Annotated in this window: 20 protein-coding genes; 8 read left to right on the top strand and 12 right to left on the bottom strand. The window is 68.2% G+C overall.

Going from position 1 to position 24,946, the window contains the following annotated elements:
• Window positions 1-51: 51 nt before the first annotated feature.
• The 3 genes from E3U25_RS04895 to E3U25_RS04885 all read right to left on the bottom strand — a co-directional run bounded on the left by E3U25_RS04895 (window position 52) and on the right by E3U25_RS04885 (window position 5,028).
• A complete protein-coding gene (locus tag E3U25_RS04895; protein ID WP_116221051.1) occupies window positions 52-2,589 on the bottom strand; it encodes a penicillin-binding protein 1A in 2,538 nt (845 codons plus the stop codon).
• Window positions 2,590-2,659: 70 nt separating this feature from the next.
• Window positions 2,660-3,895 carry an N-acetylmuramoyl-L-alanine amidase gene (locus E3U25_RS04890; RefSeq protein WP_116221052.1) on the bottom strand — a complete coding sequence of 412 codons (1,236 nt, stop codon included), beginning with the start codon at window positions 3,893-3,895 and terminating at the stop codon, window positions 2,660-2,662.
• Window positions 3,892-5,028: a pyridoxal phosphate-dependent aminotransferase gene (locus E3U25_RS04885; RefSeq protein WP_116221053.1), complete on the bottom strand. Its 1,137-nt coding sequence runs from the start codon at window positions 5,026-5,028 to the stop codon at window positions 3,892-3,894. The genes E3U25_RS04890 and E3U25_RS04885 overlap by 4 nt, the downstream gene beginning before the upstream one ends.
• Before the next feature lie 135 nt (window positions 5,029-5,163).
• On the opposite strand from E3U25_RS04885, the gene E3U25_RS04880 reads away from it, so the two are divergent.
• Entirely contained in the window at window positions 5,164-5,916 is a 753-nt protein-coding gene (locus tag E3U25_RS04880) for a DsbA family protein (protein ID WP_072460739.1), read from the top strand.
• A 261-nt stretch (window positions 5,917-6,177) separates the two neighbouring features.
• On the opposite strand, the gene ispG is transcribed toward E3U25_RS04880, so the two are convergent.
• From ispG to hemA, 3 genes are all read right to left on the bottom strand, one after another.
• The gene (gene ispG / locus E3U25_RS04875) at window positions 6,178-7,302 is read right to left on the bottom strand and encodes a flavodoxin-dependent (E)-4-hydroxy-3-methylbut-2-enyl-diphosphate synthase (protein WP_036749646.1); all 1,125 of its coding nucleotides are present in this window, start codon (window positions 7,300-7,302) and stop codon (window positions 6,178-6,180) included.
• 124 nt (window positions 7,303-7,426) lie between these two features.
• Entirely contained in the window at window positions 7,427-8,647 is a 1,221-nt protein-coding gene (locus E3U25_RS04870; RefSeq protein WP_036749643.1) for a helix-turn-helix domain-containing protein, read from the bottom strand.
• A gap of 108 nt (window positions 8,648-8,755) precedes the next feature.
• Window positions 8,756-9,985: a 5-aminolevulinate synthase gene (hemA, locus tag E3U25_RS04865; RefSeq protein WP_036749768.1), complete on the bottom strand. Its 1,230-nt coding sequence runs from the start codon at window positions 9,983-9,985 to the stop codon at window positions 8,756-8,758.
• A gap of 169 nt (window positions 9,986-10,154) precedes the next feature.
• Here hemA and E3U25_RS04860 point away from each other — a divergent pair, with 169 nt between their 5' ends.
• Together E3U25_RS04860 and E3U25_RS04855 are read left to right on the top strand one after the other, a co-directional pair.
• Window positions 10,155-11,540, top strand: a complete 1,386-nt coding sequence (locus E3U25_RS04860; protein WP_072460740.1) for a dipeptidase — start codon at window positions 10,155-10,157, stop codon at window positions 11,538-11,540.
• 163 nt (window positions 11,541-11,703) lie between these two features.
• Window positions 11,704-12,279, top strand: a complete 576-nt coding sequence (locus E3U25_RS04855; protein WP_072460741.1) for a LysE family translocator — start codon at window positions 11,704-11,706, stop codon at window positions 12,277-12,279.
• Window positions 12,280-12,429: 150 nt separating this feature from the next.
• Here E3U25_RS04855 and E3U25_RS04850 read toward each other — a convergent pair whose 3' ends face one another.
• The 5 genes from E3U25_RS04850 to E3U25_RS04830 form a co-directional block, all read right to left on the bottom strand.
• Complete coding sequence (locus tag E3U25_RS04850) at window positions 12,430-12,939, bottom strand: CarD family transcriptional regulator (RefSeq protein WP_036749634.1); 510 nt, start codon at window positions 12,937-12,939, stop codon at window positions 12,430-12,432.
• 452 nt (window positions 12,940-13,391) lie between these two features.
• Entirely contained in the window at window positions 13,392-13,730 is a 339-nt protein-coding gene (gene fdxA / locus E3U25_RS04845; protein WP_024845187.1) for a ferredoxin FdxA, read from the bottom strand.
• 180 nt (window positions 13,731-13,910) lie between these two features.
• Window positions 13,911-14,180 (bottom strand): RNA-binding S4 domain-containing protein, encoded by a 270-nt coding sequence (locus tag E3U25_RS04840; protein ID WP_116221054.1) that lies wholly within the window; start codon window positions 14,178-14,180, stop codon window positions 13,911-13,913.
• Window positions 14,177-17,113 (bottom strand): helicase-related protein, encoded by a 2,937-nt coding sequence (locus E3U25_RS04835; RefSeq protein ID WP_116221055.1) that lies wholly within the window; start codon window positions 17,111-17,113, stop codon window positions 14,177-14,179. The genes E3U25_RS04840 and E3U25_RS04835 overlap by 4 nt, the downstream gene beginning before the upstream one ends.
• The gene (locus tag E3U25_RS04830; protein ID WP_036749624.1) at window positions 17,113-17,859 is read right to left on the bottom strand and encodes a tetratricopeptide repeat protein; all 747 of its coding nucleotides are present in this window, start codon (window positions 17,857-17,859) and stop codon (window positions 17,113-17,115) included. The genes E3U25_RS04835 and E3U25_RS04830 overlap by 1 nt, the downstream gene beginning before the upstream one ends.
• A 50-nt stretch (window positions 17,860-17,909) precedes the next feature.
• On the opposite strand from E3U25_RS04830, the gene E3U25_RS04825 reads away from it, so the two are divergent.
• The 5 genes from E3U25_RS04825 to E3U25_RS04805 all read left to right on the top strand — a co-directional run bounded on the left by E3U25_RS04825 (window position 17,910) and on the right by E3U25_RS04805 (window position 23,193).
• The gene (locus E3U25_RS04825; RefSeq protein ID WP_036749621.1) at window positions 17,910-18,194 is read left to right on the top strand and encodes an SCP2 sterol-binding domain-containing protein; all 285 of its coding nucleotides are present in this window, start codon (window positions 17,910-17,912) and stop codon (window positions 18,192-18,194) included.
• A gap of 4 nt (window positions 18,195-18,198) precedes the next feature.
• Window positions 18,199-19,143 (top strand): alpha/beta fold hydrolase, encoded by a 945-nt coding sequence (locus E3U25_RS04820; RefSeq protein WP_036749618.1) that lies wholly within the window; start codon window positions 18,199-18,201, stop codon window positions 19,141-19,143.
• Between the two features lie 89 nt (window positions 19,144-19,232).
• Window positions 19,233-21,089, top strand: coding sequence for a M3 family oligoendopeptidase (locus E3U25_RS04815; protein ID WP_244294950.1), 1,857 nt, complete (start codon window positions 19,233-19,235; stop codon window positions 21,087-21,089).
• Between the two features lie 226 nt (window positions 21,090-21,315).
• Window positions 21,316-22,497: a dipeptidase gene (locus E3U25_RS04810; protein WP_116221056.1), complete on the top strand. Its 1,182-nt coding sequence runs from the start codon at window positions 21,316-21,318 to the stop codon at window positions 22,495-22,497.
• A 36-nt stretch (window positions 22,498-22,533) separates the two neighbouring features.
• A complete protein-coding gene (locus tag E3U25_RS04805; protein ID WP_036749614.1) occupies window positions 22,534-23,193 on the top strand; it encodes a glutathione S-transferase family protein in 660 nt (219 codons plus the stop codon).
• A gap of 585 nt (window positions 23,194-23,778) precedes the next feature.
• Here the strand turns inward: E3U25_RS04805 and ppk2 are convergent.
• Window positions 23,779-24,774, bottom strand: a complete 996-nt coding sequence (ppk2, locus tag E3U25_RS04800; protein WP_244294952.1) for a polyphosphate kinase 2 — start codon at window positions 24,772-24,774, stop codon at window positions 23,779-23,781.
• Between the last annotated feature and the right edge of the window lie 172 nt (window positions 24,775-24,946).

Here is a 24,946-nt window from a genome sequence, read left to right as displayed (position 1 = left end):
GTCAGGGCAGGACAAATAACGCGGGCGGCGGGCGGCGGCAAGCGCCAGCCCTCAATACAGCCCGCCCGAGGACAGAGTGCCGAAATCGGCCTTCTTCGGGATCACCTTCTTCTTGCCGGTCGAGGTCGTCACCGCCTGCCCGCCGTCGCGCGCCTCGGTGAACAAGGGCAAGGTGCCCGGATCGGCACGGCCGAAGCCGCCGTCGACCAGCATCAGCCCGGTCAGATCCTGGCCGTCGCGGAAATATTCGGCGATGACGTTGTCGCCCTTGGCATCCGGGCCCAGGATCGCGCCGCTGAAGCGGTCGATGTTGACGAAATGCCCGCCCGGCGGAACCTTGAAGGCGGTGCCGCCGAATTCCTTGACCGCCTCTTGCATGAATTCGTTGAAGACCGGCACGCAAAGCGTCCCGCCATAGGCGTTGGCGCCCAGCGTGCGCGGCTGGTCGTAGCCCAGATAGCAGCCGGCGACGATGTTCGAGGTGAAGCCGATGAACCACACGTCCTTGGCATCGTTGGTGGTGCCGGTCTTGCCGGCCACGGGCACCGGCAGGCTGACCCCGCGGCCCGAGCCGCGCTTGACCACGCCCTCGAGCATCGAGGTCAGCTGGTAGGCGGTGATCGCGTCCATCACCCGTTCGCGGTTCGAGCGGATCTCGGGCGCGGCGCCGGCGGGCAGGGTCGGCTGGCCGCAGGTCACGCAGTCGCGGCGGTCGTGGCGATAGATGGTGCGGCCGCGGCGGTCCTGCACGCGGTCGACCAGCGTGGGTTCCACCCGCTCGCCGCCATTGGCGAACATGGCATATGCGGCGACCATCTTGAACAGCGTCGTTTCCTGCGCGCCCAGCGAATTGGCGAGGAAATGGCCGAGATGGTCGTAGACCCCGAATTTCTCGGCATATTTCGCCACCGTGTCCATGCCGATGCCCTGGGCGATGCGGATGGTCATCAGGTTCCTGGACTGCTCGATCCCGGTGCGCATCGGCGTCGGGCCATAGAACTTGCCGCTGGCGTTCTTGGGCGTCCACAGCCCCTGCGGCGTGTTCACGGTGATCGGCTCGTCCACGACGATGGTCGCGGGGTTGAAGCCCGAATCCAGCGCCGCCGCATAGACGAAGGGCTTGAAGCTGGAGCCCGGCTGGCGCTGCGCCTGGGTGGCGCGGTTGAAAACCGAGCTTTGATAGGAAAAGCCGCCCTGCATGGCGATGACGCGGCCGGTGTTCACGTCCATGGCCATGAAGCCGCCCTGCACCTCGGGCACCTGGCGCAGGGTCCAGCGGATGAAGCTGCCGTCGCTGTCGCTGGTCATGCGCCGCACCAGCACCACGTCGCCCAGTTCCAGCAGGTCCGAAGCCACCTTGGCCTTGGGCGCCAGCGTGCCGTCGGCCAGCCGCTTCCTTGCCCATTGCACGTCCTTGGCCGGGATCTGGGCGGTGCCCTCGATCCCCTCGATGCCGATGGTGGCCTCGCTGTCCCCCAGCGCCAGCACCACGGCCGGAAACCAGCCCTCGATGTCGCGGGGCACATCGGCATCGGACAGCGCCGCGCGCCATGCCTGCTCGTCGCCCAGCTGCTCGGCCGGGATCCTGACGCGGGTGCCGCGCCAGACGCCGCGGCCGCGGTCGTATTTCTCGAGCGCCTGCTGCAGCGCATGGGCGGCGACCTGTTGCAGCTTGGGGTCGATGGTCGCCCGGATCGCCAGCCCGCCGCCGAAGAACTCCTCGGCGCCGAATTGCGCCGAAAGCTGGCGGCGGATCTCGTCGGTGAAATAGTCGCGCGGCGGCAATTGCTGCTGGAAGGCGGGGAAATCGCCGTTCTGGACCGAGCGCAGCGGCTGCCTGGCCTCGGCCTCGTAGGTGGCCTGGTCGATATAGCCGTTCTGCCACATCTCGCGCAGGACATAGTCGCGCCGTTCGGTCAGCGCCTCACGGGCGCGGACGGGGTGATAGCGGCCCGGCGCCTTGGGCATGGCGGCCAGGGTCGCCGCCTCATGCGGCGCAAGCTCGGTCAGCGGCTTGTTGAAATAGCTTTGCGCCGCCGCGGCCACGCCGAAGCTGTTCTGTCCCAGGAAGATCTCGTTGAGGTAAAGCTCGAGGATCTGGTCCTTGCTAAGCGTCGATTCCAGCCGGGTGGCCAGGATCAGCTCCTTGATCTTGCGCTCGACGCTGCGGTCGCTGGACAGCAGGAAGTTCTTCATCACCTGCTGGGTGATGGTCGAGGCGCCGCGCAGGTTGCGCCCGCCCGAGCTGATCGCATCCAGCGCCGCCTTGCCCATGCCCATCGGGTCGAAGCCGTGATGGCTGTAGAAATGCTTGTCCTCGGCGCTGATGAAGGCCTGCTTCACCAGGGGCGGGATCTCGTCGATGGGCACGAAGATGCGGCGTTCCTCGGCGAATTCGTCGATCAGCCGCCCTTCTGCGGAATAGATCCGGCTGATGGTCTTGGGCGCGTATTGCGCCAGCTGCTCATGGCTGGGCAGGTCGCGCGAATACATCCAGAACACCGCGCCCACGGTCAGGGCGATGAAGAAGACCGCGGTCACGAGCCAGGAAAAGATCGCACCGATGAAGGACAGCAGGAAGCGCAGCAATGGGCAAGCCTCTGGGGATAACCTGCGCCTCTATAGACAGCGAGGCCGCGCCCGTCAAAGCAACCTTGCGCTACTTGCGCAGCAGGGCGGCGCGGGCGGCATCGTCCTGCGCCCAAAGCCTGATGGCCTGGGCCAGCGCCTGCGCGGTCTGCGCGCGCCACTCGGGGTCGAACAGGTTGGCGCGGTCGCCCGGATCGGTCAGGAAGCCCAGCTCGACCAGGACCGAGGGGATGTCGGGCGATTTCAGCACCGAAAACGCCGCGCCGCGCACCGGCCTGCGGTGCATGGCGATGCCCGCCCGGTTCAGCTCGGACACCGCGAACTTGGCGAAGGCTTCCGAGCGCGGATGCGTCTCGGTCCGCGCCAGGTCCATCAGCACGTCGGCCAGCTGGTCGTCGGTCCCCGACAGGTCCAGCCCGGCCAGCAGGTCGGCGCGGTCGTGGCGCATGGCCAGTTCGCGCGTGGCGCGGTCGTCGGCCTGCGGGTTCCAGACATAGATCGACAGCCCCGCCGCCTCGCCCGCCGGCAGCGCATCGGCATGGAGCGAGATGAACAGGTCCGCCTGCTCGGCGCGGGCAATGGTCATGCGCCGCTCAAGCGGGATGAAGCTGTCGTCCTTGCGGGTGGCGATGACCTCGAAACCGGCGCGGTTCAGGATCTCGGTCAGTTCGCGGGCAAAGCCCAGCATCAGCGCCGCCTCGCTGATCGCGCCGACCTGGGCGCCGGGGTCGTGGCCGCCATGGCCGGGGTCCAGCGCCACGCGCAGGGGCCGGGTGCCGGCGCGGCGCGGCGGCAGCGGCGCCACGGCCGCCGGCTGCGGCAAGTCCCACAGCGCCGAAAGCGCATTGCCGCGGGTGACGAAATCCTCGGGCTTCACCGGCTCCATGCGCAGCTTGACCAGCGCCCCCTGGGCGTCGCCCTCGGCCGGGCTTTGCACCGCCAGCCGCAGCGCATAGGGGCCGGGCAGTTCCATCACCAGCCGCGACCAGCCGGGGCGAAAGCGCCCCCAGCGCAGCGCCGGCACCAGTTCGCGCCCCGGCAGCGCCTCGGCATCGGCGCCGGAAAAGTCGATCTCGCGGAAATCCACCACCAGCCGCGGCGGCCCGTCCAGGAAATAGACCCGATAGGGCACCGGCCGGCTGATCGTCAGCCGCAGCTCCATCGGCCGCGGCTTGCCGCGGTCGCGCCCCTCGGCCACCAACGAGGATTGCGCCAGATCGACCGTCGCCACGGCCGGGCGCGCGCCGTCATCGGCCAGCGCGGGCCAGGCAAGCCAGACCAGCAGGATGGCGCAAAGCCATCTCATCGCGCCGCCATGAAGGCCGCCAGACGGTCGAGCCCCTCGGCGATCTCGGCTGCCCCCGCGGCATAGCTGAAACGCAGGGTCTGCGCGCCGCGATGGGGGTCGAAGTCCAGGCCCGGCGTCACCGCCACCCCGGCCTTTTCCAGGATTTCCGCGGCGAAGGCCAGGCTGTCCGTCGTCAGCTCCGACACGTCGGCATAGATGTAGAAGGCGCCCTCGGGCGGCGCGATGCGCGAAAATCCGATCCTGGGCAGCCGCTCCAGCATCAGCCGGCGGTTCTCGGCATAGACGGCCAGGTTCGCCTCGGCCTCATCGACGCAATCCAGCGCCGCCAACGCCGCGACCTGGCTGGCATGGGGCGGGCAGATGAACATGTTCTGCGCGATCCGCTCGACGGTGCGGATCATGCCGTCGGGCACCACCATCCAGCCCACGCGCCAGCCGGTCATGCTGAAATATTTCGAGAAGCTGTTGATGACGAAGACCTCGTCCGTCACCTCCAGCGCGGAATGGAAGCCCGCGCCATAGTCCAGCCCGTGATAGATCTCGTCCGAGATCACGTTCATGCCCAGCTCTGCCGCGCGCGCGGTCAGTCCCGCCAGCTCCTCGCGCCGCAGCACCGTGCCCGACGGGTTGCCGGGCGAGGCCAGGATCAGCCCCTGCGCATCCGCCGGCAGGTCGCCCGGGCGCGGCTGATAGCGATCCTCGGCCCGCGTCGGGATGCCCACCGGCTCCAGCGACATGGCGCGCAGGATCTGGCGATAGCTGGGATAGCCCGGCTCGCCGAGCGCCACCCGCGCGCCCGCGTCGAAAAGCGCCGAGAAGGCCAGGATGAAGGCGCCCGAGGAACCCGGCGTCACCACCACCCGCGCCGGGTCGAGGTCGAGCCCATACCAGCGCTTGTAAAGCCCGGCGATGCCCTGGCGCAGTTCCGGCAGGCCAAGCGCGACCGTATAGCCCAAGGGCCGGTCCAGCGCCGCCGCCAGCGCCCGGCGCGCGCCTTGGGGCGCCGGGGTCGAGGGCTGGCCGACCTCCATGTGGATGATGCGGCGGCCCTGGGCCTCGGCCTTGCGGGCGGCCTCCATCACATCCATGACGATGAAGGGATCGACCTGCCCGCGGCGGGATTGTCTCATGTCAGCCTGCCTCATGGTTTTGGCCGGGTATCCGCCCTGCGGCCGGCCCGGTCAAGCCCGCGTGATGCCCCGGCCGGGCGCTTGCAACGCCCCGCGCAAGCGGTCAAGTTGCCGGGAACTGGAGAGGATTGCCCGATGAAAGCCCTTGTGACCGCAGCGCTGCTGGCTGCCACCGCCCTGCCCGCCGCGGCCTTCGACCCCGCGAACATGACCGAGGCCGAGAAGGCCGCCTTCGGCGAGGCGGTGCGCGACTACCTGATGGCCAATCCCGACGTGCTGATCGAATCGATCAACGTGCTGGAGGAACGCCGGCTTGCCGACGAGGCCCGCAACGACGAGCTGCTGGTCGAGAACAACCGCGAGGCGATCTTCCAGGACGGCCACAGCTGGGTCGGCGGCAATCCCGAGGGCGACGTGACCCTGGTCGAGTTCGTCGACTACCGCTGCGGCGTCTGCAAGCGGGTCAGCCCGGACGTGGAGAAGCTGATCTCGGCCGATGGCAATATCCGCTGGATCGTCAAGGAATTCCCGATCCTGACCCAGGAAAGCGACATGGCCGCGCGCTTTGCCGTCGCGGTGCAGCAGGAAGCCGGGCCCGACGCCTACAAGAAGGCGCATGACGCGCTGATGGAATCGCGCGGGCCGGTGAACCTGGAAAGCCTGGCCAAGCTGGCCGGAGACCTGGAGCTGGACAGCCAGGCGGTGCTGAACCGGATGAACACCGAGGAGGTCTCGGCCGTGCTGCGCAAGAACCACCAGCTGGCCGAGCAGATGCGGATCATGGGCACCCCCACCTTCATCATCGGCGGCGAGATGCTGCGCGGCATGCCCACCGAAGGGCTGGAGGGCGCGATTGCCCGTGCGCGCGAGGCCAAGGCCGAGGGCTGAGGCTGCGCCGCCTGGGCCGGGTTGCGCGGGCGGCAGGGGTATTTCTGGAACGAAGAAATACGGGGCGGCGCATGGGGCCGCCCTTTGGCTATTCGGCGGCGGATTGCACAGCATGCCCACCCAGGGGCTGGAGGGCGCGATTGCCCGCGCACCGAGGCCAAGGCCGAGGGCTGAGGCTGCGCCGCCTGGGCGGGTTGCGCGGGCGGCATGGGTATTTCTGGAACGAAGAAGCATGGGGCGGCGCATGGGGCCGCCCTTTGGCTATTCGGCGGCGGCGGATTGCGCGGCCTCGATCTCGGCGGCGCGTTTCTCGACCAGCTCGACGATATGGTCGACCATCTGGGCGTTGGTCATCTTGTGGTTCTGCTTGCCGGCCAGATAGACCATGCCCGAGCCGGCGCCGCCGCCGGTGAAGCCGATGTCGGTCATCAGCGCCTCGCCCGGCCCGTTCACCACGCAGCCGATGATCGACAGGCTCATCGGGGTCTTGATGTGTTCGAGGCGCTTTTCCAGGGTCTCGACCGTCTTGATGACGTCGAAGCCCTGGCGCGCGCAGCTGGGGCAGGAGATGATCTGCACGCCGCGGGTGCGCAGGCCAAGCGATTTCAGGACCTCGAAGCCGACCTTGACCTCCTCGACCGGATCGGCGGACAGGCTGACCCGGATCGTGTCGCCGATGCCCATCCACAACAGGTTGCCCAGGCCGATGGCGGATTTCACCGTGCCGGAGACCAGCCCGCCCGCCTCGGTGATGCCCAGGTGGATCGGCGCATCCGTCGCCTCGGCCAGCTGCTGATAGGCGGCAGCGGCAAGGAAGACGTCCGATGCCTTCACGCTGATCTTGAATTCGTGGAAATCATTGTCCTGCAGGATGCGGATATGGTCGAGGCCGGATTCCACCATCGCATCCGGGCATGGCTCGCCGTATTTCTCCAGCAGGTGCTTTTCCAGGCTGCCGGCGTTCACGCCGATGCGGATCGAGCAGCCGTGGTCGCGGGCGGCCTTGATCACCTCGCGCACGCGGGCGGCGTCGCCGATATTGCCGGGGTTGATGCGCAGGCAGGCGGCGCCGGCCTCGGCGGCCTCGATGGCGCGGCGGTAGTGGAAATGGATGTCGGCCACGATCGGCACCGGGCTTTCGCGGCAGATCTCGCGCAGGGCGCGGGTCGAGGCCTCGTCGGGGGTCGAGACGCGGACGATGTCGGCGCCGACGTCGGCGGCGCGGATGATCTGGTCCAGCGTCGCGCGCACGTCCGAGGTGTCGGTATTGGTCATGGTCTGCACGCTGATCGGCGCGTCGCCCCCGACCGGCACGTTGCCGACCATGATCCGGCGCGACTTGCGCCGGTCGATATTGCGCCAGGGGCGGATCGGATTATGCGACATGGCTGGGGCCTTTTCCTGCGCCAGAGGCGGATTCACCCGTCAGAAATAGGCCGATGCGGCCGGACGGGCAAGCCATCCGACCCCGGTCGGGCGCGCGATGCCGCATCCGTGACCCCGCGGCCGGTCAATCCTGCGCGGGGGCCTGGTCCGGCTGCTCGGCCGATGCCAGCGCGACCATCTCGGCCAGCTGCGGATCCTTGCTGAGATCGGCAAAGGCATATTGCGCCGTCAGCGCCGTGGGCGACAGCTCGACATTCTTGACCACCCTGGCGCCGGGCGCCGCCGGGCCATAGGTGCGGCCGTTGACCGCGAAATAGACCGCGCCGGAATTGCCCGCGCGCAGCACCGGCGGCGCTTCCAGCTTGGGCAGGGCGAAACGTTCGCCCGCGTCCATGGTCTTTTCCAGCAGCACCGTGCCGTCGGCCGAGGTGACGCGCACCCAGGCGGGACGGGCGGTCAGGATCTCGATCTCGGGCGCATCGGGGGCGACGGTGCGCACCGCCGCCTGTTCGGGCGGCATCTGCGGGCCATAGACCCGGTCCTGGACCGCGGCGGTGCGGGTTGCGGGCGCGGCGCCTTCCGGCTTGGCCGCCGGCACGTCCAGCCGCGGGTCGATGGCGGCGATGGGCCCGTCGCGGGCGACCAGCACCGGCAGCTCCAGCGCCTGCGGGCGATAGGTGCGGTCCAACCCCTCGGGGCGCGGCAAATTGACCTGGGCCGATTCCACGGTCTCGGGCTCGGCCGCCTCCTGCACCGGGTCCAGCGCGGCGATGACGCCGGGGGCCTGCTCGCCGGGGGTCAGGTTGACCTTCTGCACCTCTTGCAGCACGGCCCAGCCGCCATAGCCCAGCCCGCAGGCCAGCACGACCATGACCAGCAGCGAGCCGATGGCCCGCGGCTCGATCGAGCTCCAGATGCTTTCCTGCCGGGGCAGGAAGATCGGATGCGGATTGGCCAGCGCCTCGGCCGGGTCCGAGGGCCGGCGCTGCGGCTTTGGCCCGGCGGCGGCGGGGGCCATGCCATGCGTCGGCTGGAAGCCCGATTCCTGGCAGAAGCGGCGGAAGGTCCAGTCGGCGTCCATGCCGAGATAGCGGGCATAGGAGCGGACATAGCCCGCGATGAAGCTGGGCGTGTCGAAGGCGGAAATGTCGCAATTCTCGATGGCGGCGACATAGGAGGCGCGAATGCGCAATTCGCGCTGGACATCCAGCAGCGACTTGCCCAGCGTGGCCCGTTCGCCCCGCATCAGATCACCGAGACGAATGTCAGGATCGTCGAAACCGGGCGGCAAGGCCGCCGGCTCCTCATGGCCATTGGACGGGGGATTACCCCTTAGCCCGATCATTGCGCCTGCCCCATTCTTTGCTGCTCGTCCCCGCGAATCGGAAGACTCTCACAACTTGATTAAAGCAAGGTTATCACGGGCGCGAGAGGTCTTCACCCCGAAACCGTCTCAGGCAGCTGAAGTTGAACGGTTCAGTTTGCACTGCGACCAGAGGTTGTCCATGGCCTTCACCAGCTGGTCGATCTGCTTGGGATCATGCACCGGCGAGGGCGTGAAGCGCAGCCGTTCGGTGCCGCGCGGCACGGTCGGGAAGTTGATCGGCTGCACATAGATGCCGAAATCGGCCAGCAGCATGTCCGACAGCGCCTTGCAATGCACCGGGTTGCCGACATGCACCGGCACGATATGGCTGCCATGGTCCATGATCGGCATGCCGAGCCCGCGCAGCCGCATCTTCAGGATGCGGGCGTTCAGTTGTTGCTGGTCGCGCAGCAACTGCCCTTCCGCCGTCTTGAGGAAGGCGATCGAGGCCGCGGCCCCGGCCGCCACCGCCGGCGGCAGCGAGGTGGTGAAGATGAAGCCCGGCGCATAGGAGCGGATTGCGTCCACCATCTTGGCCGAGGCGGCGATATAGCCGCCGAAGACGCCGAACGCCTTGCCCAGCGTGCCGTTGAAGATGTCGATGCGGTGGCTGAGCCCGTCGCGCTCGGCCACGCCGCCGCCGCGGGGGCCATACATGCCGACGGCATGGACCTCGTCCAGATAGGTCAGGGCGTTGAATTCCTCGGCCAGGTCGCAGAGCGCCGCGAGGGGGCCGAAATCGCCATCCATGGAATAGATCGATTCGAAGGCGATCAGCTTGGGCGCCTCGGGATCGTCGGCCTCCAGCAACTCGCGCAGATGCGCGACGTCGTTGTGGCGGAAGATGCGCTTGGCGCCGTCGAACCGCTTGATCCCCTCGATCATCGAGGCGTGGTTCAGCTCGTCGGAATAGATGATGAGGCCGGGAAACAGCTTGCGCAGGGTCGAGAGCGTGGCGTCATTGGCGGTGTAGGCGCTGGAAAAGACCAGCGCGGCCTCTTTCCCGTGCAGGTCGGCCAGTTCCGCCTCGAGCCGCTTGTGATAGACCGTGGTGCCCGAGATGTTGCGCGTGCCGCCGGAACCCGCCCCGGTGGCATCCAGCGCCTCGTGCATCGCCGCCAGCACCACCGGGTGCTGGCCCATGCCCAGGTAGTCGTTGCCGCACCATACGGTGATCTCGGTCTCGGTCCCGTCGGGACGGGTCCAGACCGCCTGCGGATAGGCCCCCTTGCGACGCTCGATGTCGATGAAGGTGCGGTAACGACCCTCTTCGTGCAGCTTGCCGATGGCCTGATCGAGGGCGGCTGAATAGTCCATCACGGATCCCTTGCCTTGCTTGAACTTGCTTGCTTGGGGGATCATGCTGCGATCCCGCGGGTCATACCTTGATACGCATCAAGCCAGAGGAAATACAGCGTTAAAATGTCGCACCCATACCAAGGGGACAGGCATTTTCTCTGATAAAATCAATCAGGAAAGGCGAAGGATGACGGACAATTCCAGAATCGGCGAAGTACTTTCAACGCTGGACGCGGGGCTGCCCCAGGCGCTCGACCGGCTGATGGAATTTCTTCGCATTCCCTCGGTCTCGACCGACCCGGCCTATGCGGCCGAGGTGCGGCGCGCCGCGGAATGGCTTTGCGCCGAGCTGGTCTCGCTGGGCTTCCGGGCCGAGCTGCGCGACACGCCCGGCCATCCGATGGTGGTCGCGCATTCGCCGAAGGGGACGCGGCGGCCGCTGCTGTTCTATGGCCATTACGACGTGCAGCCCGTCGATCCGCTGGAGCTGTGGGAACGCCCGCCCTTCGAGCCGCATATCGAGGACACGCCGCAGGGCAAGGTGATCCGCGGCCGCGGCGCCTCGGACGACAAGGGCCAGTTGATGACCTTCGTCGAGGCGTTCCGCGCCTGGAAGGCGGTGCATGGCAGCCTGCCCTCGGACCTGGTGCTGCTGTTCGAGGGCGAGGAGGAATCCGGCTCGCCCAGCCTGCGCCCCTTCCTGCGCGAGAATGCCGAGGAATTGCGCGCCGGCATCGCCATGATCTGCGACACCGGGCTTTATGCCGACGGCCGCCCGGCCATCACCACCCAGCTGCGCGGGCTTTGCGGCGAGGAGATCGTGATCCGCGCCGCTGACCGCGACCTGCATTCGGGCAGCTTCGGCGGGCTGGCGGCGAACCCGGTCCAGATCCTCGTCAACGCGCTTGCGACGGTCAAGGACGCCGGCGGCCGCGTCGCCCTGCCCGGCTTCTATGACGGCGTCGAGGAGCTGTCCCCGGAACTGCGCGCCGACTGGGCCGCGCTCGGCTTCGACCCGGCCGAGTTCCTGGGGCGCGTCGGGCTGAAGCATCCGGTGGGCGAGACGGGCCGCACCGGGCTGGAGATGGTCTGGAACCGCCCCACCTTCGAGATCAACGGCATCACCGGCGGCTATACCGGCGAGGGCTTCAAGACCGTCCTGCCGGCCGAGGCCCGCGCCAAGGTCAGCTTCCGCCTGACCGGCACCCAGGATCCCGACCGCATCCGCGAGACCTTCCGCGCCCATGTCCGCGCCCATGTCCCCGAGGATTGCACGGTCGAGTTCCACGGCCATGGCGCCAGCCCGGCCAGCCGCATGGACATCTCGGACCCGGCCTTTGCCGCGGCCAAGGCGGCGCTGACGCAGGAATGGGGGCGCGAGGCGGCCTATATCGGCGCCGGCGGCTCGATCCCCATCGCCGGGGATTTCAAGGAGATCCTGGGCATGGATTCCATGCTGATCGGCTTTGCCCGCGACGACGACCGCATCCATTCCCCGAACGAGAAATACGATCTCGACAGCTTTGCCAGGGGCGCGCGCAGCTGGGCGCGCATCCTGGCCGCCCTGGGCTGAAAGCCGCGAGGGGCGGCCCGGCCGGATCGCCCCCTTTCGCACGTAGCGGCAGCGGCGAAAAGCGGCCGTGACCGGGCCCTTGCCTTGCGCCCCTGACCCAGATCAATTCATCCAGGGGAAGGCCATGATAGCGCGCAGGCAGGATTGAGAAGGGACGCGACCGATGACCATGACGGCATTCGTTTCGGCGGTTCTGGCGCTGCTGCTGGCGCCGGGGCCGACGAATACGCTGATGGGGATCGCCGGGGCGCGGCGCGGGCTGGCCAGCGTCGCGCGCCTGCTGCCCGCGGAACTGGCGGGCTATCTGACGACCGTCCTGCCGCTGGCCTTCCTGGGCGCGGGGCTGCTGGAACAGGTGCCGGCCCTGGCCGTCGGGCTGAAACTGGCGGCGGCCGCCTGGATCATGGTCCTGGCGACGGCGCTGTGGCGTGCGCCCGGCGATGAGGGCGAAAGCCGCGGGGTCGGCGCGCGGCGGATCTACGTGACCACCGTCCTGAACCCCAAGGCGCTGATCTTCGGCCTGGTCCTGCTTCCCGCGCCGCAGGATCCGGCCTTCGCGACACGGCTGGGGATGTTCTGCCTGATGGTGATGGGCGCGGCCCTGGCCTGGGGCTGCGCCGGGGCCTTGACGCAGGCGGGAAACGGCGGCGGAAAGCGGCTGCAAGGCGTCCAGCGGCTCGCCTCGGTCTGGCTGGCACTGGTTTCGATCTCGCTGGTCTTCGGCCTGATGCGCGCCTGACGCCGGCAACTTTACCCGACCGGCCTGATGCGCGCCCGACGCGGGCAACTTTTCCCAACGGGGTTTTGCCCCCCCGAGCGCGGCTTTCCCGCCTCTCGGCATGAAAAAGGGCGCCCCTGCGGGCGCCCCGATCATCCCGACGGCCTGCCCTCAGGCGGCGCGGGCGGTCAGCACGGTTTCGACCTTCTTCTGCGCGCCGGCCTCGTCCATGCCGGACACGGCGGCGACCTCGCGGGTCAGGCGGTCCAGCGCGGCCTCGTAGAGCTGGCGCTCGGAATAGGATTGCTCGCGCTGGTCGTCGTTGCGATGCAGGTCGCGCACCACCTCGGCGATCGACATCAGGTCGCCCGAGTTGATCTTTTGCTCATATTCCTGGGCACGGCGCGACCACATCGCGCGCTTGACGCGGGCCTTGCCCTTCAGCGTGTCCAGCGCCCGCTCGACCAGGTCCGGGGTCGAGAGGCCGCGCATGCCGATCTCGGTCGCGCGGGCGGTGGGCACGCGCAGGGTCATCTTGTCCTTTTCGAACGAGATCACGAACATTTCGAGGCGCAGTCCCGCCACCTCCTGCTCTTCGATCGAAACGATGCGGCCCACGCCATGGGTGGGGTAGACGACAAAGTCATCGGGGCGGAATTCGGTCTTCTTGGCTTTCGACATTGGGCATCCTTCGCAGTTGCACCGCCACGCGGCACAAAAACCCCCAAGGCGGGACAATCCCCCCTTACGGGCCAACATTGTTGTTCTTGCACTTCTGACCGGGCAGTCGATCAGGACAGGCAGCAGCGCCGGCCAGGCCACAAAAGCAGCCCGACCGGCGCGAGATGGCTGCACCATAGCACAAAAATCGCGCCGGTTCAAAGGTTCCCTGAAAAGCGGCACCGGCCCCGTTTGACGAAAGAAAATCGTTCAGACTCAATACCAGGGAACGCTTCACCGAACAGAGCCGATGCATGGCCAGGGCGAATCGACGCCCTCGCCACGGATGCGATCTAGCGGTTGTGGCCCCGTCTCGCCAAGCGATGCGACAGTCAAATCCGACATATGATGCAGGATCGGCACAGTCGTTAGCATTTCAAACGAAATCGGCCCCGCGAACGGGACCGGAGGTCTCAATCCCCCTCGCCGGGCGCTTCCGAGAAATATTTCTCCAGCTTGCCGGGCATGCCGTCCATCTCCTGATAGCCGGGCATCGGATCCTTCTTGCGGGTGATCACCGGCCAGGATTCGGCATATTTGCGATTGAACTCGACCCATGTCTCCATGTCGGGCTCGGTATCGGGGCGAATCGCATCGGCCGGGCATTCCGGTTCGCAGACGCCGCAGTCGATGCATTCGTCGGGATGGATGACCAGCGTGTTCTCGCCTTCATAAAAACAGTCCACGGGGCACACCTCGACGCAGTCGGTGTATTTGCACATGATGCAGTTTTCGGTGACGACATAGGTCATGGCGAGATATTCCTGTTTCCTGATCGGCTAGTTACGCCCGCCGCAGCCATCAATCAAGGCCACCGCCGGCGAAAAGACGAGGATAGGGCCGAGCCCCGGCCGGGATGGGATGGCGTTCTGTCGCAGGGGCGCGGGCAGGAACCCGGTTCCTTGTCCGGCTGACCGGAGTCCTTCGCCAGCCTAGAGTTCCTCGTAAAGCGTGGCCGCCTCGGTGGCCGGGCCGCGGCGTTCGCCCAGAAGCACGATCCGCAGCACCCTGACCCGGCCATGGGCCGAAACGGTGACGGTATCGCCGCCCCGCACCACCTGCGCCGGCTTGCTGCAGGGCTGGCCGTTCAGCCGGATGCCCCCGGCGCCGATCGCATCGGCGGCCAGGGTGCGGGTCTTGAACAGCCGCGCGTGATGCAGCCAGCGGTCGAGCCTGATGCTTTCGCCGCCTTCCCCTCTCACGTCTTGTTCTTGAGCGCGGCGAGAACGGCGAAGGGGCTGTCCGGGTCGGCCTGTTTCTCGGCGCGCGGCGGGCGGGCCTCGAAGCTCTTGGGACCGTCATGGCGCGGCTTGCCCTTGGGCTTGCCCTTCGGGCCGCGGTCGGGCCGGTCGCCGCGTTCGCCGCGCGGCTTGCCTTCGAAGGGCTTGCCGTCGCGCCGATTCTCCTGCCCCGCCTCGCGTTCGCGGCGCGGGCCGCGCTCGCCCTGCGGGCGGCCCTGACCCTGCCCTTGGCCTTGGCCCTGACCCTGGCGCTCGCCGCGCTCGGGCCGGCGATGGCCGCCGCGGGGGCGCGGAGCCCAGGTGAAGCTGTAGAACACCTCGGTCTCGGGCGCCGCTTCGCCAGGTTCGGCGCCGGCTTCGGCCGCAACGACCTCGGCCTCCGCCTCGGCGGCCTTGCGGGCAGCCTGCTCGGCCTCCCATTTGGCGCGGGTCTCGGCGGCAAGCACGCTTTCCTCCTCGGTCAGCGGATGCTCGTGGTCGGCCTCTTGCGGCGCGGGCTCGGCGGCGGGCGCCGCCTCGGCGCGGGCCTTGGGGCGCTCGCCCCGCTCGGCGCGATAGCCCAGGCCCTGCATCAGCCCGGCGAACTGCTCCAGCGTCATGCCGGTGATCGACAGCATGTCGGGCGTCGCCTCGAAGCCGCCGCGGCTGTCCTGGCCGCGCAGCATGTCGGCCAGCCGCTCGAGCATGTCGATGCGAATCGCCCGCTCGCCCGCCGGGTGATAGCCCGACAGCGTGTAATAGCCCTTGGGCACGTCGGGCAGGTTGGGGATCGTCACCAGGCCGGGCGGCGGGCTTTCGGGGAATTCCGACAGGCCCTGGTCCAGCCCCCAAAGCACCAGCCGCAGCCGGGTCGGCGCCGGCTTCAGCAGCGCCGGCTGGAAGATGGTGAACTGGCCGAAGCGCACGCCATGCTTGCGCAGAAGGCCGCGCGCGTCCTGGTCCAGTTCCTTGACCTCGGTCGCCACGCCCTCGCGCGGCAGCACACCCAGCGCCTCGACCAGGCGGAAGGCGAAGCCGCGGGCCAGCCCGGCCAGCGTCTCGTCGTTCCTGAGCGCCAGCAGCGGCTCGAACAGGGTGGCGATCTTGCGGTCGATGAAATGCTGCAGGCGACGGCGCACCTTCTCGGCAATCTCGGGGCCCGCCTCCTCGTCGACGAAGGCCTCGACGCCGGGTTTCAGCGCCTCGGCGCCCTTGACCAGCTTGCCCACCGCCGAGCTGCCCCACATCAGGCCGCCCTGCTCGGTGAAGTCCAGCTCGGTATCCGGCGCGTTGTAGAAGCGGTCGGCGCGCAGATGGAACTCGGGGCGCAGCGCCTCATAGGCGGCGCGTTGCAGCATCCGCGCCTCGTCCCCGGTTGCGCTCGGATCGGCGTGGAAGCGGAAGCCTTCCAGACGGCCGGCGAATTCGCCCTCGACCGTCACTTCGCCCTTGTCATTCACCTCGGCCAAAAGGCTCTCCTTCTGTTTGAGCCGGCGCAGCAGCACGGAAGTGCGCCGGTCCACGAATCTTTGCGTCAGAGCCGCGTGCAACGCGTCCGACAACCGATCTTCTACCGCGCGCGTCTCGGCACGCCAATGACTTTCGTCCGACACCCAGCCGGATCGTTGGGCAACATAGGTCCAGGTGCGTATATATGCCAATCGTTTCGACAATGTGTCGATGTCGCCCTGAATCCGGTCAATGCGGCGGATCTGCCCCTCCAGCCAGTCGCCGGGCACCTTGCCGTCGCGCAGAAAGCCGAAGATCCGCGCCAGCAGCGTCGAATGCTCGGCCGCCGAGATCGAGCGGAAATCCGGGATCCGGCAGACGTCCCAGAGCAGCCGCACCTCGCGCGGATGCGTCACCTGGTCGCGGATCTCGGGCATCGCCGACAGCGCCTTGAGCGCGCGGATGTCGTCCGCCTCGCGCCCGCGCACCAGCCATTCCGATTGCGGCTGCGTCTCGAGGCTTTGCAAGAGCCGCTCGACCGTGCCGAATTCCAGCGCGGCATTGCGCCACATCAGCCGGCCGATCGGTTGAAAGCGGTGGTTCTCGATCGCCTCGATCAGCCCCTCGTCCAGCGGCGCGGCATCGCCGGTGACGCCGAAGCTGCCCGGCTCGGTATGCCGCCCCGCCCGGCCGGCGATCTGGCCCAGCTCATGCGGGAACAGCGGGCGATAGCGGCGGCCGTCGAATTTCTCGGTGGCGGAAAAGGCGATGTGGCGGATGTCGAGGTTCAGCCCCATGCCGATGGCGTCGGTGGCGACCAGGTAATCGACCTCGCCCGCCTGATACATGGCGACCTGCGCGTTGCGGGTGCGCGGGCTCAGCGCCCCCATGACCACGGCGCAGCCGCCCTTCTGGCGGCGGATCAGCTCGGCCGTGGCATAGACCTCCTCGACCGAGAAGCAGACGATGGCCGAGCGCGCCGGCATCCGGCTGATCTTTTTCGAGCCGGCCCATGACAGGGCCGAGAACCGCTCGCGCCGCATGAACTGCGCCTGCGGCACCAGCGCGGCGATGGCCGGGCGCATGGTGTCGCTGCCCAGCAGCAGCGTCTCATGCAGCCCGCGCATGTTGAGCAGCCGGTCGGTGAAGACATGGCCGCGCTCGGGGTCGGCGCAAAGCTGGATCTCGTCAATGGCGACGAAATCGGCGCCGACCTCGGGCATGGCCTCGGTGGTGGCGACCCAGTATTGCACGCGCTCGGGCACGATCCGCTCCTCGCCCGTGACCAGCGCCACGACCGAGGGGCCGCGCGCCTTGACGATGCGGTCATAGACCTCGCGCGCCAGCAGGCGCAGCGGCAGGCCGATGACCCCGGTGCGATGCGCCAGCATCCGGTCGATGGCATAATGCGTCTTGCCGGTATTGGTCGGGCCAAGGACGGCCGTGACCCGCGATCTGTCACTCATCAGGCGTCGGTGCCCTGCAATTTGCGTTCGAGGCGCTGGACGGCATCCTGCGCCTCCTGTTGATGGGGGTGGATCTTCAGGCTCTGGCGAAAGGCCTCCAGCGCGTCCCGGTCGTCGCCCAGTTCCTCGAGGATGGTGCCCAGCTGGGTCAGGGCGCCGAAATGGCGCGGCTCGAGCCGCAGCACCTGCCCCAGATCGGCGATGGCCGGGCCGAAATCCCCGTCCAGATAGAAGGCGACCGAACGCAGGTACCAGCCCGCCGCGAAATCCGGCGCATGGTCGGTCAGCGCGGTCAGGTGGCCGATGGCGGTGACGGTGTCGCCCGTGTCCAGCGCCGCCTCGCCCCGCTTGTAGAGCAGGTCCATCGCCGCCGAGCCGGAGCGCGACCAGATGCGCAGGATGTCGGTCTCGGCCCGCGCCCAGGTCTCGCCGCCCGGCTGGGCCAGTTCGGCAAACAGCAGGTCCAGGTCCTCGCGCTCGCGCAGCCGCGCCTCGGCGGTCGGCTCGGAGGGGGCCGCGGGTTCGGAAAGCGGGCTTTCGGGCAGCGCCTCGCCTTCGTCTTCGGGCGGACCCTCCTCGTCCTCGGGAATATCGTCCTGCGGCGGTGCGTCCTGCACCGGCATCGCATGGGGCAAGGGGCCCCCGTCCTGCCGCGCATGGCCGGGGCCGGCCGCCGCCAGCCCCAGGAAAAGCGCTGCCGCAACGGCAAGATGGAAATGGGGGACTGGCAAAAGCATATTCCCCATGTAACTTTCCCCATCGTCTAATTCCAGACACGAGAACAGGAGATCCCAGAATGAGCAAAGTCATCGAGGCAGCCGTGGCCGCGCTGGACGAAAAGGCCAAGGGCTTCGACGGCACCGCCAAATTCGTCATCGAGGGCGAGGGGGCGGTCTATATCGACGCCGACGGCGCCCGTGCCGCCGACGACGAGGCCGAGGTGACGCTGACCGCCAGCCGCGAGACCTTCGAGGGCCTGCTGTCGGGCGACGTGAACCCGACCACTGCCTTCATGACCGGCAAGCTGCGGGTCGACGGCTCGATGGGCACGGCGATGAAGCTGGGCGCGCTGCTGTCCTGAAGCGATGAAGCCCGCGCCCTTCAACACGCTGCCCGGCGACCCCCTGCCCCTGGCCCGCGCCTTCTGGCTGCGGGCCGAGGACGGGGTGCGCCTGCGGGCGGCGCATTGGGCCGCGGGCGGCGCCTCGGGCACGGTGCTGCTGTTTCCGGGCCGCACCGAATACCTGGAGAAATACGCCGAGGTCGCGGCCGACCTGAACGCCGCCGGGCTGGACGTGCTGGCGCTGGACTGGCGCGGACAGGGCATGTCCGACCGCCTGCAGGACAATGTCCGGCCCGGCCATATCGGCGATTTCGCCGATTACCAGCGCGACGTGGTCGAACTGGTGGTCGCGGCGCAGGAACTGGACCTGCCGCGGCCCTGGCACCTGCTGGCGCATTCCATGGGCGGCACCATCGGCCTTGCCGCGCTCGACTCGGGCCTGCCGGTGCAAGGCGCGGCGTTCTCGGCGCCGATGTGGGGCATCAACCTGCGCGGCGTGCCCGAGGCGCTGGCGCTGGCGTTTGCCACCACGCTGGGCCGGCTGGGCCGCGGCGGCCACCCCGCGCCGCGCACGGGGGGCGAGAACAGCTTCGTGCTGATGGACCCGTTCCACGACAACCTGCTGACCCATGACGGCCGGCGCTGGGGCCGACTGGTGGCCGAGGCCGCGGCCTGGCCCGACATCTCGGTCGGCGGTGCCAGCAACGACTGGCTGCGCGCGGCGCTTCTGGAATGCCGGCGCCTGGCCGCCCTGCCCCCGCCCGCGCTGCCGGCGCTGATCGCGCTGGGGGATCGCGAGCGGGTCGTCTCGCCCCAGGCCATCCGCAGCCGCGCCGCCGCCTGGCCCGGCGCCCGGCTGCTGGACCTGGCCGATTGCCGGCACGAGCCGATGATGGAACGCGACCCCGTCCGCAGCCGCTTCCTGGACGCCGCCATCGCCCATTTCGGCGCCGCCGCCGCATCCTGAACCGCATCCTGCGCCCCCGCCCTGCACATCGCATGGCTTGCAGCCCGGCGGTTCAGAGGTCACATGTTGACCATACGAAAGGAGCGATCATGACGATTTCTGCCCGCAGCCCCCTGGACCGCGTCCTGCCGCGAGACGAGAATGCCTTGCCTGTCCCGGCCAAAACCCCCGATCTGGGCGCGCTGCCGGAATGGAATTTGGGCGATCTCTACCCCGCGCCCGATTCGCCGGAACTGGCCCGCGACGTCGAGGCGGTCGAGCGGGCCTGCTGCATCTTCGCCCGCGACTACGACGGCAAGCTGGTCTCGCTCGACGCCGGCAAGATGCTGGAATGCATCGAGCGCTACCAGGAGATCGACATCCTGGCCGGGCGGGTCATGTCCTATGCCGGGCTGCGCTATTACCAGAACACCACCGATTCGGCCCGCGCCAAGCAGATGGGCGACCTTCAGGACCGCATCACCGCGGCAACGACCAAGCTCGTGTTCTTCAGCCTGGAGTTCAACCGCATCCCCGACGCGCGCTACGAGGAAATCTTCGCCGCGCCGAACGGTCCCGCCCGCTACAAGCCGGTCTTCGACCGCATGCGCGCGATGCGCCCCTATCAGCTCTCGAACGAGCTGGAACGCTTCCTGCACGACAATTCGGTGGTCGGCGCCGCCGCCTGGAACCGGCTCTTCGACGAGACCACGGCCGGCCTGACCTTCGCCGTCGAGGGCGAGGACGAGGAACTGGGGCTGGAGGCGACGCTGAACCTGCTGACCGACCACGACCGCGCCCGGCGCGAGGCCGGCGCCCGCGCCCTGGCCGAGGTCTTCGGCAGGAACGTCAAGCTCTTCGCCCGCATCCACAACACGCTCGCCAAGGAAAAGGCCATCGAGGACAAGTGGCGCAAGATGCCGACGCCGCAGACGGCGCGGCACCTGTCGAACCATGTCGAACCCGAGGTGGTCGAGGCGCTGAAGAACGCCGTCACCGCCGCCTATCCGCGCCTGTCGCATCGCTACTACCGGCTCAAGGCGCGCTGGCTGGGGCTCGACAAGCTCGAGGTCTGGGACCGCAACGCGCCGCTGCCCAGCGAAAGCCCGCGCCTGATCCCCTGGGCCGAGGCGCAGGCGACGGTGCTGGACGCCTATGCCGGCTTCTCGCCGAGGCTGGCGGAACTGGCGCAGCCCTTCTTCGAGCAGGGCTGGATCGACGCGGCGGTGAAGCCCGGCAAGGCACCGGGCGCCTTCGCCCATCCGACCGTGACCACCGTCCATCCCTATGTGCTGCTGAACTATCTGGGCAAGCCGCGCGACGTGATGACCCTGGCGCATGAGCTGGGCCACGGCGTCCACCAGCGGCTGGCGGCGGCGCAGGGAGAACTGCTGGCCGCGACCCCGCTGACCCTGGCCGAAACGGCCAGCGTCTTCGGCGAAATGCTGACCTTCCGCGCGCTCCTGGCCCGGACCGGGGACAAGGCGCAGCGCAAGGCGCTGCTGGCCGGCAAGGTCGAGGACATGATCAACACGGTGGTGCGCCAGATCGCCTTCTACGACTTCGAATGCAAGCTGCACGCCGCACGCGCGCGGGGCGAGCTGACGCCGGACGACATCAACGCGCTGTGGATGTCGGTGCAGGCGGAAAGCCTGGGCGATGCCTTCGAATTCATGCCGGGCTACGAGACCTTCTGGACCTATGTGCCGCATTTCGTGCATTCGCCCTTCTACGTCTATGCCTATGCCTTCGGCGACGGGCTGGTGAACGCGCTTTACGCCGCCTACGAGGACGGGCTGCCCGAGTTCCAGGCGAAATATTTCGACATGCTGGCGGCGGGCGGCTCGCGCCATCACAAGGAATTGCTGGCGCCTTTCGGCCTCGACGCCTCAGACCCGGCCTTCTGGGACAAGGGCCTGTCGATGATCGAGGGCTTCATCGAGGAACTCGAGGCCATGGAGGACTGAACCCTCGCCGCCGGGGGCGCTTCGCCCCCCGGACCCCCAGAGGATATTTGGACACGAAAGAACAGCAGGGCCTCTTCCGCCGTTCTTCCGTGTCGAAATATCCCGGGGGAATCCCGAAGGGATGGGGGCAGAGCCCCCTCTTCCTGCCGGCCGTTGCCGGGCAGTTTTTCGTCGCCTGCGGCATGGGCCCGTCCTATGCTGCCGGGAAACCGAAAAAGGGGACGGCATGATCCGCATGATCCGACGCACCATCCTTTGGCTTCTGGGCCTGGCGGCCCTGGCCGCCGTCGTGGTGGCGATCTGGGGGCCGGGATTCGTCGAGCGCCGCCTGAACCCGGTTTCCGGGCCCGCCGAGGGCTGGCCGGTCTCGCCCCAGGCCGAGGCGCTGCACCAGCGGCTGATGATCGGCGACTGGCATTCGGATGCGCTGCTCTGGGACCGCGACCTGCTGGGGCGTGCCGGGCGCGGCCATACCGACATCCCCCGGCTGGCCGAGGGCAATGTCGCGGTGCAGGTCTTCACCACCGTCACCAAGAGCCCGCGCGGCCAGAACTATGGTCGCAACTCGGCCGAGGCGCCGGACAACATCACCCCGCTCTTCATCGGCCAGCTGCGCCCGCTGCCGAGCTGGTTCAGCCTCAAGGAGCGCGCGCTGGTCCAGGCCGCCGCCCTGCGCCGCGCCGCCGAGCGCGCGCCCGACCAGCTCATGCTGATCCGCTCGGCCGAGGATCTGCAGACCCTGCTGGAGGCGCGGCAGAACGGCGCGAAGACGGTCGGCGCCATCCTGGGCTCGGAAGGGGCGCATCCGCTGGAGGGGCAGATCGGCAACCTCCAGGTGCTTTACGGCGCCGGTTTCCGCCTGCTGGGCCTGACGCATTTCTTCGACAACGAGCTTGGCGGCAGCCTGCATGGCGAAGGCGGCAGCGGCGCCGGGCTCAGCCCCTTCGGCCGGCAGGTGGTCGAGGAGATGATGGCCAAGCGCATGATCATCGACCTGGCCCATGCCAGCCCGCAGATGGTGCGCGACGTTCTGGCCACTCCCGGCACCCGGCCGATCCTGTCCCATACCGGCATCCACGGCCATTGCCCCAGTCCGCGCAACCTCGACGACGCGCTGCTGAAGGCCATCGCCGGCAAGGGCGGGCTGATCGGCATCGGCTATTGGGCCGATGTCGTCTGCGGCAAGACCCCGGCCGACATCGCCACCGGCATCCAGGCCGCCATCGCGCTGGTGGGCGAGGATCACGTCTCGCTCGGCTCGGATTACGACGGTTCGGTCGATGCACCCTTCGATGCCTCGCATCTGGCCGCGCTGACCCAGGCGCTGCTGGATGCCGGGCTGAGCGACCAGCAGATCGCCAAGGTCATGGGCGGCAACATGATGCGCTATCTTGCCCAGATGCTCTGAACCCGCCTAAGCTGCCACCGCATCAAGGAGAGGCCCATGCTGACCGTCTATGGCGTCACCCGCTCGCGCGCATCGCGCATCATCTGGCTGTGTCATGAATTGGGCCTGCCCTTCAAGCAGGTGCCGGTGATCCAGGCCTATCGCCTGCCCGATCCCGATGCATCCGACGCGCCGCTGAACACGCATTCGCCGGATTTCCTGAAGCTCTCGCCCGCAGGCGCCATCCCGGTGATCCAGGACGGCGACCTGGTGCTGTCGGAATCGCTGGCCTGCACGCTGCATCTGGCGCGCAAATACGGCCAGCCCTTCGGCCCCGCCGATGCGATCGAGGACGCGCTGATGCTGCAATGGAGCTTCTACGCCGCCACCGCCATCGAACAGGACGCGCTGGTCATCCTGTTCAACCACGGCAAGGGCCAGGCCCAGCCCGGCGCGGCCCAGGCCACCGTGGCCCATGCCGCCGAGCGGCTGGTCCGCCCCCTGCGCGTGCTGGAGGATCACCTTGCCCGGCATGGCCACCTGGTCGGAGGCCGCTTCACCGTGGCCGACCTGAACCTGGCCGAGATCCTGCGCTATGCCCAGGGCTATGGCGAGCTGATGGAGCAATTCCCGGCCGTCACCGCCTGGCTTGACGATTGCCAGGCCCGTCCTGCCTTTCGCAAGATGTGGCAGGAACGGCTGGCGGAACCGGAGTAGACGGGGCGCGATCCGGCAGGCGCGGGCTTTCGGCGACACGCTTGAGCCAGGGGCGGGCGGGCCTGTTCTGCCCTTGGCCCCGCGCCCGTCCCGGCTGGCAAAGAACGGCCCCCTTGGGCATCGCAAGCCCCTGCGCTCCTTGGTCTTTAGCAGGCTGCTGAAAAAGTCCTTGCGACAGGACAGCGCGGGCAGGGAACCGGAAAATCCGCTTCAAATTTGCCGAAAACACCCCATTTTCGGGCCGATATCAGCTGGATCCAGAACGATTTCCGCTGCGTCGCCCTCTCAAAATCCTTTTTCAGCGGCCTGTTAGGCGGAACGGCCGTCTCGTCCACCCCAGCTTGCGACTGGCGTGCTGCGACACCGCACCAGCCGCCGGGGTTTTCCCGGCCTGCGGCCTGGGTCCCTGACAGCCAGAAGGCCGGAACCGGTCGGGTTCCGGCGCTTGATTCTCGCAAGAGGACCGCCCGCCGGGTTCCCTCGCCTGCCTGTTCAACACGAGGGCCGGCGAAGCAGAGGATCTCGCCCGCTCGCGGCCATGCCGGTTTCAGGAAATGCCCGCGGCCGGCACGGCCGCGCGGGCGATCACCCCAGGGGCGGACCCGCCACAGGCGGCGTCCGCCGTTGGTCGGGGTGCAGCGATGCGCCCAGGATATGCTCGGCCGAATGGATCACATGGCTGGCATGGCCGACGATCAGCGGATCGGGCGGCGCCGCGATGGCCGCATCCTTGTCGGGATAGTCCAGCGTCGACAGGAAATGCCGCATGCAGTTCAACCGCGCCCGCTTCTTGTCGTTCGACTTGACGATGGTCCAGGGCGCATCGGCGGTGTCGGTATAGAAGAACATCGCCTCCTTCGCCTCGGTGTAATCCTCCCATTTGTCGAGGCTGGCGAGGTCGATGGGCGAAAGCTTCCAGCGCTTCAGCGGATCGGTCTCGCGCGCCTCGAAGCGCGCCCGCTGCTCGTCGCGGGTGACCGAGAACCAGTATTTGTAAAGCCGAATGCCCGAGCGGACCAGCATGCGCTCGAATTCCGGGGCCTGGCGCATGAATTCCAGGTATTCCACCGGCGAGCAGAAACCCATGACCCGCTCGACCCCGGCGCGGTTGTACCAGCTGCGGTCGTAGAACACCATCTCGCCCGCGGTCGGCAGGTGGCGGATGTAGCGTTGGAAGAACCATTGCCCGCGCTCGATCTCGGAGGGCTTGTTCAGCGCCACCACCCGCGCGAAACGCGGGTTCAGGTGTTCCATGAAGCGCTTGATCGTGCCGCCCTTGCCGGCGGCGTCGCGGCCCTCGAACAGGATGACGAATTTCTGTCCCGTCTCCTGCGCCCAGATCTGCGCCTTCAGCAACTCGGCCTGCAGCCGGGCCTTTTCCCGCTCATAGGCGACGCGCCCCATGCGGCGCGGATAGGGATAGCGTCCGGTTTCGAAGGCCAGCCGGATCGCATCCGGGTCGAGGCTGGGAAAGCTTTTCGGCCCCCTGGGCTCCGCATCGGCCGAGGGCACGATGGCGGGGGTGGCCGATGGCTCTGCCGTCCCCGCCCCGGTCCCGGCGCACTCGCTAACCGGCGGCATGACCAGGGACTCACTCGAAACCGGATGACCTTCCATATGCCCTGACCATACTGCAACTCGATACTCCATAGGATATGGCACGGCGCGCGGCGGCACACTTTGATCCTGGTCAACAAAACCCGGTCCGGGTCATGAAAGCGACGCAAATCCGTCATGATCCCCCTCCCATCCC

Source organism: Paracoccus versutus, from assembly GCF_029909795.1.
GTDB lineage: Bacteria > Pseudomonadota > Alphaproteobacteria > Rhodobacterales > Rhodobacteraceae > Paracoccus > Paracoccus versutus.
The sequence above is the reverse complement of the archived record's forward strand: the minus strand, read 5'-3'. Positions and strand labels throughout refer to the sequence as shown.

Bases quoted from the DNA above. Each gene is read 5' to 3' on its own strand.
- E3U25_RS04890 (WP_116221052.1), bottom strand. From the start codon at position 3,895: ATGAGATGGCTTTGCGCCATCCTGCTGGTCTGGCTTGCCTGGCCCGCG.
- E3U25_RS04885 (WP_116221053.1), bottom strand. From the start codon at position 5,028: ATGAGACAATCCCGCCGCGGGCAGGTCGATCCCTTCATCGTCATGGAT.
- E3U25_RS04880 (WP_072460739.1), top strand. From the start codon at position 5,164: ATGAAAGCCCTTGTGACCGCAGCGCTGCTGGCTGCCACCGCCCTGCCC.
- ispG (WP_036749646.1), bottom strand. From the start codon at position 7,302: ATGTCGCATAATCCGATCCGCCCCTGGCGCAATATCGACCGGCGCAAG.
- E3U25_RS04870 (WP_036749643.1), bottom strand. From the start codon at position 8,647: ATGATCGGGCTAAGGGGTAATCCCCCGTCCAATGGCCATGAGGAGCCG.
- hemA (WP_036749768.1), bottom strand. From the start codon at position 9,985: ATGGACTATTCAGCCGCCCTCGATCAGGCCATCGGCAAGCTGCACGAA.
- E3U25_RS04860 (WP_072460740.1), top strand. From the start codon at position 10,155: ATGACGGACAATTCCAGAATCGGCGAAGTACTTTCAACGCTGGACGCG.
- E3U25_RS04855 (WP_072460741.1), top strand. From the start codon at position 11,704: ATGACCATGACGGCATTCGTTTCGGCGGTTCTGGCGCTGCTGCTGGCG.
- E3U25_RS04850 (WP_036749634.1), bottom strand. From the start codon at position 12,939: ATGTCGAAAGCCAAGAAGACCGAATTCCGCCCCGATGACTTTGTCGTC.
- fdxA (WP_024845187.1), bottom strand. From the start codon at position 13,730: ATGACCTATGTCGTCACCGAAAACTGCATCATGTGCAAATACACCGAC.
- E3U25_RS04835 (WP_116221055.1), bottom strand. From the start codon at position 17,113: ATGAGTGACAGATCGCGGGTCACGGCCGTCCTTGGCCCGACCAATACC.
- E3U25_RS04830 (WP_036749624.1), bottom strand. From the start codon at position 17,859: ATGGGGAATATGCTTTTGCCAGTCCCCCATTTCCATCTTGCCGTTGCG.
- E3U25_RS04825 (WP_036749621.1), top strand. From the start codon at position 17,910: ATGAGCAAAGTCATCGAGGCAGCCGTGGCCGCGCTGGACGAAAAGGCC.
- E3U25_RS04820 (WP_036749618.1), top strand. From the start codon at position 18,199: ATGAAGCCCGCGCCCTTCAACACGCTGCCCGGCGACCCCCTGCCCCTG.
- E3U25_RS04815 (WP_244294950.1), top strand. From the start codon at position 19,233: ATGACGATTTCTGCCCGCAGCCCCCTGGACCGCGTCCTGCCGCGAGAC.
- E3U25_RS04810 (WP_116221056.1), top strand. From the start codon at position 21,316: ATGATCCGCATGATCCGACGCACCATCCTTTGGCTTCTGGGCCTGGCG.
- E3U25_RS04805 (WP_036749614.1), top strand. From the start codon at position 22,534: ATGCTGACCGTCTATGGCGTCACCCGCTCGCGCGCATCGCGCATCATC.
- ppk2 (WP_244294952.1), bottom strand. From the start codon at position 24,774: ATGCCGCCGGTTAGCGAGTGCGCCGGGACCGGGGCGGGGACGGCAGAG.